Source organism: uncultured Anaerovibrio sp., assembly GCA_902786545.1.
GTDB lineage: Bacteria > Bacillota > Negativicutes > Selenomonadales > Selenomonadaceae > Anaerovibrio.
Window position 1 is genome coordinate 27093 of sequence record CADACU010000016.1, and the last position, 11944, is coordinate 39036.

Annotated in this window: 12 protein-coding genes; 4 read left to right on the forward strand and 8 right to left on the reverse strand. The window is 44.6% G+C overall.

Going from position 1 to position 11944, the window contains the following annotated elements:
• Positions 1-28 precede the first annotated feature (28 nt).
• Genes QZV24_RS04645 through QZV24_RS04655 form a run of 3 tightly spaced genes read left to right on the forward strand, consistent with a single transcriptional unit; the run spans position 29 to position 2285 of the window.
• Positions 29-772 carry a NifB/NifX family molybdenum-iron cluster-binding protein gene (locus tag QZV24_RS04645; RefSeq protein ID WP_294520795.1) on the forward strand — a complete coding sequence of 248 codons (744 nt, stop codon included), beginning with the start codon at positions 29-31 and terminating at the stop codon, positions 770-772.
• 37 nt (positions 773-809) lie between these two features.
• Positions 810-1646, forward strand: a complete 837-nt coding sequence (locus QZV24_RS04650) for an Mrp/NBP35 family ATP-binding protein (protein WP_290657076.1) — start codon at positions 810-812, stop codon at positions 1644-1646.
• Positions 1647-1679: 33 nt separating this feature from the next.
• On the forward strand, positions 1680-2285 hold the full coding sequence (locus tag QZV24_RS04655; protein ID WP_294520802.1) for a DUF1847 domain-containing protein: 606 nt from the start codon (positions 1680-1682) through the stop codon (positions 2283-2285).
• A gap of 98 nt (positions 2286-2383) precedes the next feature.
• Here QZV24_RS04655 and QZV24_RS04660 read toward each other — a convergent pair whose 3' ends face one another.
• Both QZV24_RS04660 and QZV24_RS04665 read right to left on the reverse strand, forming a co-directional pair.
• Complete coding sequence (locus tag QZV24_RS04660; protein WP_294520805.1) at positions 2384-2683, reverse strand: hypothetical protein; 300 nt, start codon at positions 2681-2683, stop codon at positions 2384-2386.
• A gap of 77 nt (positions 2684-2760) precedes the next feature.
• Positions 2761-3444 carry a Crp/Fnr family transcriptional regulator gene (locus QZV24_RS04665; RefSeq protein WP_294520808.1) on the reverse strand — a complete coding sequence of 228 codons (684 nt, stop codon included), beginning with the start codon at positions 3442-3444 and terminating at the stop codon, positions 2761-2763.
• Between the two features lie 128 nt (positions 3445-3572).
• Here QZV24_RS04665 and QZV24_RS04670 point away from each other — a divergent pair, with 128 nt between their 5' ends.
• Entirely contained in the window at positions 3573-4280 is a 708-nt protein-coding gene (locus QZV24_RS04670; protein ID WP_294520812.1) for a 4Fe-4S binding protein, read from the forward strand.
• A 76-nt stretch (positions 4281-4356) separates the two neighbouring features.
• On the opposite strand, the gene QZV24_RS04675 is transcribed toward QZV24_RS04670, so the two are convergent.
• The 6 genes from QZV24_RS04675 to QZV24_RS04700 all read right to left on the reverse strand — a co-directional run bounded on the left by QZV24_RS04675 (position 4357) and on the right by QZV24_RS04700 (position 11940).
• On the reverse strand, positions 4357-5184 hold the full coding sequence (locus tag QZV24_RS04675; protein WP_294520815.1) for a deoxyribonuclease IV: 828 nt from the start codon (positions 5182-5184) through the stop codon (positions 4357-4359).
• A gap of 4 nt (positions 5185-5188) precedes the next feature.
• Positions 5189-5593, reverse strand: a complete 405-nt coding sequence (locus tag QZV24_RS04680) for a rhodanese-like domain-containing protein (protein ID WP_294520818.1) — start codon at positions 5591-5593, stop codon at positions 5189-5191.
• Positions 5594-5626: 33 nt separating this feature from the next.
• The gene (locus QZV24_RS04685; RefSeq protein WP_294520821.1) at positions 5627-6217 is read right to left on the reverse strand and encodes a nucleoside 2-deoxyribosyltransferase; all 591 of its coding nucleotides are present in this window, start codon (positions 6215-6217) and stop codon (positions 5627-5629) included.
• Between the two features lie 249 nt (positions 6218-6466).
• Positions 6467-9478: an ATP-binding protein gene (locus tag QZV24_RS04690; protein WP_294520824.1), complete on the reverse strand. Its 3012-nt coding sequence runs from the start codon at positions 9476-9478 to the stop codon at positions 6467-6469.
• A 273-nt stretch (positions 9479-9751) separates the two neighbouring features.
• Positions 9752-11758 carry an autotransporter outer membrane beta-barrel domain-containing protein gene (locus QZV24_RS04695; protein ID WP_294520827.1) on the reverse strand — a complete coding sequence of 669 codons (2007 nt, stop codon included), beginning with the start codon at positions 11756-11758 and terminating at the stop codon, positions 9752-9754.
• Positions 11759-11781: 23 nt separating this feature from the next.
• A complete protein-coding gene (locus tag QZV24_RS04700; RefSeq protein ID WP_294520829.1) occupies positions 11782-11940 on the reverse strand; it encodes a hypothetical protein in 159 nt (52 codons plus the stop codon).
• Positions 11941-11944: the final 4 nt, after the last annotated feature.

Here is an 11944-nt window from a genome sequence, read left to right on the forward strand (position 1 = left end):
GTCAAAAAAAAAGGGGGGGGAGGGTGCTATGGCCAGACCGGTGAAAAAGAAAAAAATATGTTCATTGCCTGCCTTTGCGGAATTTATTCCCAAAAACTGCAACAAGAATATGTCGGTAATCTATATGCCGGTGGAGGAATATGAAACCATCCGCCTCATGGATTACAACGGGCTAACTCAGCAGGAGTGCGCTGAACAGATGAATGTAGCCAGAACAACAGTACAGGCTTTGTATGTTGCTGCCCGCAAGCGTATGGCAGTATGTCTGGTGGAGGGAAAACCTCTGAAAATAGTTGGCGGTGACTATGAGGTATGTGGTGAAAACCACTTGTGCAGCATTACCCGTCGCCGAAAAAATCATTGTCCCTATGAGCAGAAAGGAAGTCGTATTATGAAATTAGCCGTAACCTATGATAATGGTGAGATTTTTCAGCATTTTGGCAAAACCAGTGAATTTAAGGTGTATGACATTGAAGATAACAAGGTAGTAAAAGCTGAGGTTATCAGCACCAACGGTCAGGGCCATGGTGCTCTGGCAGGTATTCTTCAAAGCCAGAACATTGATACCCTGATTTGCGGTGGTATCGGCGGTGGTGCCCAGAATGCCTTGGCTGCAGCCGGCATTGCCCTTTATGGTGGGGTTTCCGGCTCCGCTGATGCAGCAGTTGAAGCCCTGTTGGCCGGCAATCTTGCGTATAACCCTGCAGTTCACTGCAACCATCATGGCCACGGCGAAGGCCATACCTGTGGTGACCATGGCTGTCACCAATAAATGTGTGTTTGTATTATTAGTTTAGGAGGACAATTTTATGTCAGAAGAATGTAATCACGACTGCAGCTCCTGTGGTACCACCTGTGGTGATGATACCCGCAGAACCATCCCCTACGAGGAGCCAAATGAACTTAGCAATATACGCCATACCATTGCCGTGGTTAGCGGTAAAGGCGGTGTTGGCAAATCCTTGGTAACGGGCCTGTTGGCGGTAGCTATGTCCCGCAAGGGATGCCATGTAGGCATAATGGATGCAGATATTACCGGACCATCAGTACCGAAAATGTTCGGTGTCTCCGGCGAAATTCTGGGCAATCAGGCTGGTGCCTATCCGGTCAGCTCCGCCGGTGGCATTGATATTGTCAGTATGAATTTATTTTTGGAGGACACCTCTGATCCGGTAGTTTGGCGTGGCCCAGTTATAAGCGGCGTGGTAAAGCAGTTTTGGCAGGATGTTATTTGGAATGATGTAGATTACCTGTTCATTGATATGCCACCTGGAACCGGTGATGTACCTCTGACTGTAATGCAATCCATCAAGCTGGATGGTATTGTCATTGTCACCAGCCCCCAGGAACTGGTTTCCATGATTGTAGAAAAAGCCGTTAAGATGGCCTCCGTTATGAAGGTGCCAATTTTAGGCATTGTAGAAAATATGAGCTACTTTGAATGTCCGGACTGTGGCAAACAGCATAAAATATATGGTGAAAGTCATCTTGAGGAAATTGCCAAAGAATACAATCTGGATATTTTGGGCCGTATTCCTATTCAGCCAAATCTGGCCGCAAAGTGTGATGCAGGTCAAATTGAAACAGTTGACTCTGAATATTTACAGGCTGCTGTCGATAAGCTGTTGGCCGGAGATAAGAAATAATTTCGTAACCCAATTTTAAGGGAGGACTTCATTATGAACGCTGATTGCGCCAACTGTAAAACCCATGCCTGTTACACCGAAGGGGTAAACTGCACCGGCATAGACCGGGAAACCGTTTTGGCGGCCTATGATGAGAATGAGCGTCGTATTATGCAGGCGGCTGCCTATGTGGAAGGCACCTTTTACAGCAATATAACCCGGCTACAGGAAACGGCGGAATTTGCCAAAGCCATGGGCTACAAAAAAATTGGGATGGCCTTCTGTATCGGCCTAAATGCCGAGGCCCGTTACATTTCCCGCTACTTTACCCAGCAGGGCTTTGAATTTTACAGTGTCTGCTGCAAGAATTGCAGCTTTAACAAAAAAGAGCTTGGCCTAAAACAGGTCAAACCTGAGCTGGAGCATGAAGCCATGTGCAATCCCAAATTTCAGGCCAAAATTTTGGCTGATAAGGGTACGGAGCTGTTCATCTCCTGTGGATTATGTGTAGGGCACGACACCATATTTAACTCCAGCTGTCCCGGACCGGTTACAACCTTGGTTGTAAAGGATCGCCTGCTGGCTCATAATCCACTGGGAGCCATCTATTCCCGCTATTGGAAGCGTAAGCTGGGTATTATGGATGAAGACGAAGTATAATTTTATTTGGACATAAAAATAACCGAGGTGCTATTATTGGCACCTCGGTTTATTATTAAAAAAATAATAGCTCTAATAATGCGAATCATCAGGGAGATTCAACCAATAATCTGTACCTTTGTTACCCCGAAGGCTTCCTTCAGGGCTGGTATGCAATCCCGTTCCAAAAAGGACCTTTCCAATATACCGCCGCTCACTATCAAAAGAGTATCTCCCCGTTTATTAAAGGTTTGAATTTTGGAAAAGGCCCGGTTAAAAGTATCCACCGGTATGAGCTCCTTTAATTTATCTACGCCGGCCGCCAGCTCCGGCTTCTCCTTCTTTAGACGAATATCGAAGGGCTCCGCCACCTCGGAGCTAAGGTGAACATTTCCCGCCATATAGTTTTTGTTGAGCATAGTATTACTCCCTTCCTATCACTTTCCGGTTAAACATAATTATACACCAAAATCACTGAACTACCAATTGTCAGCATTCATTGTGCACTGAGTACAAAATGGTTCCGGTTGGTCTCCAGTATCCCTTCCTTTTGAAGTCTGGACAGCTCTACTGTCATGGCAGCCCGTTCCACACATAGATAGTCTGCCAATTCCTGTCTGTTAAAAGGTATATCAAAGCTTAGACTGCCGGCCCGTTGTGCTTCACTGGAAAGAAAGGATAATAGCTTCTCCCGGGTGGAACGCCTACTGATATGGGTGATTTTTTCATTAAAGGTCATAACCTTATTGGCCAGTACCCCCACCAAGTTTCGGATGAGTCTTTGATGATAATCACAGGCCGATGAACAGCTTGACAGCAGCCTTTTTACATTCATCATAAGAACTGTGGTATCCGCTTCGGCAATGACACTGATATTAAGTATAGACCCAGGTGATGCAGCATATATCTCACCAAAAAATTCTCCCGGCTGACATTTTGCCATTATATTACGATGCCCCCACACATCTTCCTGAATAATAAATATTGATCCAGTAAGCACCATGCCCATTACTTCCGTGCTATCACCGGCCCGGAATATGTATTTCCCTTTATCCGCCTGTATTATATAGGCACCAACACACCCCAATACAGCTTGTATTTCACCTTTGTCCATACCACTAAAAAATGAACACTTACTGATAATATTCATATTATTTTCTATTTCTTTTCTGTTAACCATAATTTTTGTCCTTTTTTTCCTATTTGTTTGAATTACAACATACTGGTTTGATATATTCTATTATACTTGTTCTATAAAGACAATAAACAGAAAAATTTTTAGTGTGTATAAGTAAGGAGAGTAACCCTATGATCAGACAGATTATCAATATTGACGAAGAAAAGTGCAATGGCTGTGGAGCCTGTGCAACGGCCTGCCATGAAGGTGCCATTGGTATGATTGATGGAAAAGCAAAGCTGCTGCGGGATGATTATTGTGATGGGTTGGGCGACTGTCTGCCCCAGTGTCCTACCGGAGCCATTACATTTGTCCAAAGAGAGGCATTAGCCTATGATGAGGTAGCCGTAAAAGAGCATCAGCGGTTACAGGCTATGGTCCAAAATCAGCCACCAGCCGGGGGATGTCTTAGTACCAGAATGCGAACTCTTACCCCGAAGGAAACTGCCACTGAAATAACAACATCGAAAAAGCTCCCTTCACAGTTGGGCAACTGGCCAGTACAAATAAAACTGGCTCCAGTCAATGCACCATATTTTTCCGGAGCCAAGCTCCTTATTGCAGCGGATTGTACTGCCTATTCCTATGCTAATTTCCACGATGAATTTATCAAGGGCAAGGTGACCCTTATAGGCTGTCCAAAACTGGATAGTATTGATTACAGCGAAAAGCTTACTCAGATTATTGCCCAAAATGATATTGAAAGCGTTACTATTGTCCGTATGGAAGTTCCGTGCTGCGGCGGGTTAGAAATGGCCGTCAAGAAAGCATTGCAGGACAGTGGCAAATTTATCCCTTGGCAGGTCGTAACCCTGTCCATCGACGGAAACATTATTTAATATAATAATCTCCCTGCCTATATGGCAGGGAGATTTCTTTTTATGCAGGCTGCCAAGTATTTTTAACAGCCAAATTCTATTCCATACTTCGCAGACTGGCTATTTCCCGGGCATATCCCTCGTTATCATTAGGGGTCTCCAATATAAATGGCAAAGCCTTTAAATACGGGTGATTGACTATTCGGCCAAAGGCCTCATTGCCGATACTGCCCTCACCAATTTTCGCATGACGGTCCTTCCGGGAGGCAAACGGCATCATACTGTCATTTAGATGAATAGCCCGTAATTTATCAATACCGATTGTCTCATCAAACTCCTTCAGAACACCCTCCAAATCATTCACTATGTCATAACCGGCACTATAAACATGGCAGGTATCCAGACAAACGCCTAAATGATCCTTTAGCTCCGTCCGCCTAATAATTTCCGCCAATTCCTGAAATGTACGGCCAACCTCGGTACCCTTGCCGGACATAGTTTCCAGCAACACTATGGTACTTTGCGCTTTTTTTAATATTGCATTCAACTGACGGCTAATAAGCTCAACAGCCACATCAACCCCCTGTCCCACATGACTGCCGGGATGAAAATTATAATAATTTCCCGGGGTGTGTTCCATCCGCACCAAGTCATCAGCCATAACATTGTGAGCAAATTCCCTCAGTTCTTCCTTGGCTGCACACGGATTTAAGGTATACGGGGCATGGGCTACCAAATAGCCTATCTTATGCTCCTTTTTGAACCGAAGAAAATCCGCCACATCAGCCACATCAATATCCTTCGCCTTGCCTCCCCGGGGATTTCTGGTAAAAAAGGCAAATACATTGCCTCCCATACTGACAATATCCTTGCCCATAGCCAGATATCCCTTGGCTGACGAAACATGACATCCTATATTAAGCATATAATTACTCCTTGGTGACTTCCCCATTCCAACTGATTATTCCACCAAATTCAACAATATTGGTATACCCCATATTTGCCAGTTTTTGGGCAGCTTCCTTGCTCCGCCTACCACTGCGGCAATAAACAAAAATTTCCTGATTTTTGTCCGCCAATTCGGCCGGTGGAGTTTTGTCAATGCTTTCGTTCGGAATGCAGATTGCCTTCGGAATATGTCCTGCTGTATATTCTTTTTGAGTCCGCACATCGACAATAATGTACCCGGAGCTTTCTTCCATCATTTTTCTGCCTTCATCAGGGGTAACCTGCCGAAAGGTTCCCTTGCTGCCCTCCGAAGAGGAAGCTTCCCCACCACAGCCACAAGCAATCATCATTAGAGCCAACAAGGCCAAGCAGATACTTTTCTTCATTTTCTCTATGCTCCCCTCATCCATACCACATACTTAAAGAGCTGTTTGTGACAAATACTGTCTGATTTCTGCTTTTAGCTTCTCTCCATTAAAGTTCTTGAACAACTTAATCATACAGCCGCTTATCATTGGATTCATGTCCATACCCTGCTCCACAGAATGGGTATCGGTTTTGAAACCATAACACCGTTTACCCAACATGTAGGCCATGCCCAGTTCCACGGCGGCTCCTTCGTCCGGCACCCGTCCATCGATATTCATAAAGACAATATCTGCATTTTTTACCTGCTGAGCGTCCAACTCAAAAATCATCTTTACAAGCTCCTCCTCGGTCTTGCCCACCAGCAAAGCTGCTTCTAAGCCATCCCGTTGAGGCAGAAATACCTGATATCCAGCATCTTCCAGTATTTTTACCACTTCCAGATTAAAGTTTTTATCCGCCTGACTAAACATTGGCGCGGCAAAATAAACCTTCTTACCCATACCAATCCGTTGACTGACCTGGGCCTTAAAGGCTTCTTCCACACCATTCTCCGTGCTATTGGCATTTACACAAGCCGCAAAGGAAAGCTGGAATACAGTACACAAGCCCAGCACCCCTGCCCATCTAAATATCTTATTCATAAAATTCCCCCTCTGTTATAACGCCATTGTTCAAATTTTTCTTCTTTAGAAGAAAAATATTCCAATTAGCGTTTCAACGAGCTGGGAGATATGCTCGCCAGCTGTTGTAGTTTGTTTTCCCCCACCTAAAGAGGTGGGGGACATCTTAAAGCTCGTTATCTATAGATATTCATAGTATATAGTGGTTTAGTCTAACTGCCGATATAGCAACTGGGAAAAAACAATTTGGTGGCTTCATCATAATGCTGACTACTCGTCCTTTTCCAATATGTCCTTTAAGGTGCCAAATACCTTGCTGATATCAATCGGTTTGGCCAGGTGACCATTCATCCCCATGTCAAAAGCCTTCTGCTGATCTTCCTTGAAAGCATTGGCTGTCATGGCAACTATTGGGATGTTGGACTTAGCTGAATCCGCCATCTTCCTTATTCTCTGGGTGGTATCATAACCATTGAGATTTGGCATCTGAACATCCATAAGAATAATATCATAATAATCAGCATCGTGTTTTGTGAGCATATCAATGCATTCCAAGCCATCCCGGACCCGATCCACTGCAAAGCCGCTATCTTCAAGCAAGGTGGTGGCAATTTCAGCGTTGAATTCATTGTCCTCCGCCATGAGAATCCTTCGTCCGCTAAAGTCCCAAATATCCCCCTGAATCTGCCCATCATCTGCTTCAGCCGGTGCCTTACCAATCCGGTGGGGCAGCTTGAACACCATCTCGGTGCCTTCTCCCAGCTTACTATTCACTTTTATGGTACCGCCCATTATGTCAATCATACTCTTGACAATGGCCATACCAAGCCCTGTGCCCTGAATGCCACTTTGAGAGGTGGTACGGGCTCGGGAGAATTGTTCAAATATCTTATCGACAAACTCCTGGGACATACCAATGCCTGTATCCCGCACCGTAAATTCAATGGTGCATTCACCGACTTTTTCGCCAGGCAGTTCCTTAACCCCTACAAAGATACTGCCCCCATCCGGCGTATACTTCACCGAATTGCTGATGATGTTCATCATCACTTCTGACACATGGGTCCGATCAATGTAGAGAAAATGATCCGCTATTTCGCAGGAGCTGGACAGCTCCAAATGCTTGTTGCGCATTTCCCCCTCAAAGATAGCCAGGCAGGAATTAAACAGCTCTACCGCATCCGTCAGCTCTTCTTCAATCACTATTTTTTTGCTTTCAATGCGGGACATTTCCAGCACATTATTCAAAATATCCAGCAACTGATGACTGGCCATTTTAATTTTTTTACGATATTCCTTGTGCTTGGCCACATTATCCGACATCCGGTCTTCCAGCTCCGTAAAGCCGATTATGGCATTCAGCGGTGTCCGAATATCATGACTCATGTTAAACAAAAAGGCTGTTTTTGCATCATTGGCCTTATCAGCGGCGGCCCGGGCTTCCTTGAGCTCAAGATGCTGATTCTGTAGCTCCTGATTTAAAATCCTAGTTCGGGCCAGCTGCATATCCTTTTCCTCAGACAGCTCCTCCAAAAGTGCCTCCCGGGACTGCAGTTCCTGATTCATGGCGGAAAGCTCTTCGTTCAATAAGGAAATCTCTTCCACTTGGTCCGCCAGCTGCTGCCGTTGTGCCTCAGTTGTCCGCAGGAACTCACCCTTTTTCCTGCTTTCTCTCACCACAAAGAACAGTATCAACAGGAATATCAGGCTTAAGCCACCCACTGGAATCCATAAATGTTTCCGGAAAAAGTCTATGGTGGTAATTTCATTTTTCGGCATATAGTTGTAGGCCCGGGACAGGGCAAAATCCTTATCTATCAGACTGAGTCCATGGTCCAAAACCTGCATACCTTCAATATTTTCCCGCAAACCGGCAAACCCCAGTGCACCATCATTTAGCAGTTGGGCTGTGTTTAAATCCTTATACCGCTCCTTGCTACGCAGGAGATATTCCGTTCGCAGCTCACTGACAAAAACTGCGTCCGCCTTGCCCTGCAAAACAGCATCAAGACAGTCGTAGGCATTATTATAATAGACAAATTCACTGTTCGGATAATAAACCACCCTGTAATCATCCATTATACCGTTGCGCTTGGAAACAGCTATTCTGGCCTTAGTCAAATCAGGATATTCACCGGCATACAGAACATTAAAATAAGAACTTACTGCCGGCACACTTGGCAATACATCATGGATTTCAGTGATCCAGTAATTGGACACCACCGGAAATATAACATCAACCTCCCGGTTATGCAGTGCTTCATTGAGCTGGGTAATATTTTCATAGCCCTTGTAGATTATTTTTATTTTGGTGAAATTTAAGGACTTAAATATCTCCGGCACGATATCCTTGACCACACCGATAACATTTCCGTCACTGTCCGTTGCAGAATACGGCAAATAACTATCAAGATAGCCCACCGTAAATGTATCATGTTCAGCCAGCCATTTGCGCTCTACCTTGGACAGGGTAGTGGTAAAGGACGTGCGATTAAACCATTTTTTGGTAAGCTCTGAAATAAAATACGGATTTTCATGGTACAGTCGGTACTGGGCCTGGTCAAGCTCGGCCAAAATATCTGGACGGGCTTTATTCACTACCAAATAATAATCCGATGTGCCAGCCTCCTGACAATTCTCAAAGCCCATATTTTGGAAGGAATTATATCCTTCGGCAATCATTATATCAATATCGCCTTTTTTTAAGGCATCATCTCGTTCCTTAATATCACTATACTGAACGAGTTGAGCCTGAATATTATGGTCAGAGAGGAATTTCTCGGCCACCTTGTATTGGGCTCCGGTTAAAGCACCAATCCGTCTTCCGTTAAAGGAACTCGGCTCAGAAGAAATATAATCAGTTGTTGACCTTTTGAAAAACAGATACTGGATTGACCCCATAGGCTGGTTTGGATAATTGATAATAGTTTCCCGGTCCGGGGTGTGAGCCAGACCTGGCAGTAAATCAATTTCCCCCTTCAACAGCTTCTCATACAGTTCACCATAAGTGCCATACACATACTCATATTTCCAGGAATTTAACATTTTAAGGCGCTGCAGATAATCATAGGAATAGCCACTTTTTACCCGATTATCATCCGCCCCCATCTGGAAGCCGGCTTCTTCATAATAACCTACCCGAACAATCTTTTCATCATTGGCTTCAACTGCTATTTCAGCCATAAATTCTGATGAACCCAGCAAGCAGGCCAATGTAGCCAACAGACAAAACATTGATTTAAGATTAAACACTTTCAGGCACTGATCAAATATATATCGCAATTTGTGCACCTCCCCGGAGGAATATATTACAAGCAATTACCATTTGATATCATTTCTATTTATTCTTTATTGATACCGAAAAATCCTATTATCATATAATTTTTTACAGTTTTTAACCTAAGCAGCTGTATCCCGAAACAAATTAAGGCGGATACAGCCTTTACATTACCTGCAAAGGTGTCATATCCGCCTTAACACAAAACTATTTTTTTAAAACCTTTTTCCGGGCATCTAATTTAAACTATCAAAAGGTTATACAGGCTATCAAAGATTCTAAAACATCCAATTGAACCCAACGCGCCCCATAATGCCCCGTTGACGGCCTACCCAACCTACAGCGGAAATATCAATACTCATTTTATCATTACCCTGCGGTTTGAATACCCAGCCCATTTCCAGCATACCACTGGCTCCACGGGCAGTTGGTGCAGGCGTAGACCGACCATTGCAGGTGGCCCGGGCCGTACCATCAAATTCATATTCAAAGGCCGCACCAAAATAATATTTATTTTTTTCATTTAGGCCATGACTTTCCCGTACGCCCAACCGGAACCGTTCACTATGCACACTGTCGGCAGAAAACTCCTGTCCCGTACTCAATCGGAATGTCTCTGGTCCGGTATAATTATAGAAAAATTTACCATAATAGGTAAATTTATGGTTTGGCTTCCACTCCACTTCCCGGCCCAAACCAAAATGGGCCCCATAATAACTGGTACTGGAATCAAAATCCTGCCTGGTCTTTATTCCATTGAATATATAATCATTGGTACTGTAATCCGACTTTAGGCGCCCACCCCGAAGGCTTGTTTCATAAAACTTACCGTCGTTGAAAGTGGTACGGCAAACTATTCCCATACCATAATAACTGCTTTTGCCCCAACCATGGGTACCATCATCCAAATAGGAATCAAAGCTACCCCGGCCATACTCAAACACGGGTGCAATTAGTACCCGACGCTTTTCCGTGTCAATTTTTTTGGACAAGCCCAGCACCATGCTATATCCCCGCATATCAACATAAGAGCCGGTAATCTGTCGCATATTACTGCCACTGGCTGCAAAAAACGGCGTATAAACCTGTGCTCCAGCTGCCTGGGCCGCACTGGCCGCTCCGCTGCCAGATAAAAAATCAGCTCCACGATTTATCAGTACGGGAACCCGAAATGATATAAGATTCTCTGTGTTAAAATGCAGCTCATCCGTATCAACTATCCGCATTACTACATGATTGGCATCAGGACGACTAACTTCAAGAACATACATTATACCGTTAATATCCCCGGTAGGAAGCCCTGAATCACCGTGTCGACCGTAATAAACTGTAGCATCATTATCCGTTATACCTGTGTCATTAACCAGCAAATTCACCACCGAACCCACAGGCAGACTGCTGGTTTTGTCCAAAATACCATTTACGGTACTGGAACTGATATCTGTGCTTGCTCCACCTACTACCGTCACCATAGTATCACCGGACACAGACCCTATTGGTACATGAACATTATAGGCATTAAACGCCCCCAATTCCCCAATGGTTAAATTTGGCACATAGGTATTAAGGGTGTTATTGGTTCCCATAACAGCACTGCGGGTGCGATAAGTATCATTAAACAGCATCGACCCGTAAATCTTGGCATTATATAAATCAGCATCCGCAAAAATATTAACGGTATTATCATGGAGCCGCCCGGCTATGTTCGGAGTATCCGGCTTTGTTTCCGCGGCAATAACATAATTGTTGAGTTTACCACCGTGAATATTGATAATATTGCCACTGACATCACCATACTTGCCATGGCCGGCAATAACATTCATCTTCAGGCCACTGGCCGAGGTATCATGAATGTGCAATGTACTATATCCGGATTGCTTAGCGGGATCATCGTACACTTTCCAGCCAACCACACTGCTATCAGCTGCTCCCACCTCGATAATATTTTTTTGCACCGGAACTGCGGAAACATCATCATGATATCCACCATATACATCGACAAAGGCATCACTGCCGTCAATATTAAGCGTCGTGGTGGTACCTCCCGGTTTACCACCATAAGCCCATATATCGGCCTCGCCATCCCCCTTTACCGTCACTTCGCGGCCGACCTGTTCATCCCCTTTTTTGATTAGGATAACCCGGGCCGGAACCTCGACAGTTCCATCGTGGTGTTCGTATTCAGACTGAACAGCCGCCGGCCACATAAAACAACCGGTACTGACGGCGAATATAAGCGCACTTATTGCCTTATGCAGTTTTTTCCCTTTACCAGTGCTTCCCATATTCTGCTCCTCTACAGACATACTTACATATCAATAACCACTGTCTCACCAATATCTACCGGGGCATCATTGTTCTCTACCTTATTGATAACTTCCACCTGGGCCCCACCTACAACTTCATCGATTTGGTCCAACTTCAGCTCCTGCTTGCCCGGCATGTTATTTTTCTTTTTTTCTTCCATTCTG

Excerpts from the sequence above, each read along its gene's own strand:
- QZV24_RS04695 (WP_294520827.1), bottom strand. The coding sequence starts at position 11,758 with ATGGGAAGCACTGGTAAAGGGAAAAAACTGCATAAGGCAATAAGTGCG.
- QZV24_RS04680 (WP_294520818.1), bottom strand. The coding sequence starts at position 5,593 with ATGAAGAAAAGTATCTGCTTGGCCTTGTTGGCTCTAATGATGATTGCT.
- QZV24_RS04645 (WP_294520795.1), top strand. The coding sequence starts at position 29 with ATGGCCAGACCGGTGAAAAAGAAAAAAATATGTTCATTGCCTGCCTTT.
- QZV24_RS04650 (WP_290657076.1), top strand. The coding sequence starts at position 810 with ATGTCAGAAGAATGTAATCACGACTGCAGCTCCTGTGGTACCACCTGT.
- QZV24_RS04655 (WP_294520802.1), top strand. The coding sequence starts at position 1,680 with ATGAACGCTGATTGCGCCAACTGTAAAACCCATGCCTGTTACACCGAA.
- QZV24_RS04670 (WP_294520812.1), top strand. The coding sequence starts at position 3,573 with ATGATCAGACAGATTATCAATATTGACGAAGAAAAGTGCAATGGCTGT.
- QZV24_RS04665 (WP_294520808.1), bottom strand. The coding sequence starts at position 3,444 with ATGGTTAACAGAAAAGAAATAGAAAATAATATGAATATTATCAGTAAG.
- QZV24_RS04660 (WP_294520805.1), bottom strand. The coding sequence starts at position 2,683 with ATGCTCAACAAAAACTATATGGCGGGAAATGTTCACCTTAGCTCCGAG.
- QZV24_RS04675 (WP_294520815.1), bottom strand. The coding sequence starts at position 5,184 with ATGCTTAATATAGGATGTCATGTTTCGTCAGCCAAGGGATATCTGGCT.
- QZV24_RS04700 (WP_294520829.1), bottom strand. The coding sequence starts at position 11,940 with ATGGAAGAAAAAAAGAAAAATAACATGCCGGGCAAGCAGGAGCTGAAG.
- QZV24_RS04685 (WP_294520821.1), bottom strand. The coding sequence starts at position 6,217 with ATGAATAAGATATTTAGATGGGCAGGGGTGCTGGGCTTGTGTACTGTA.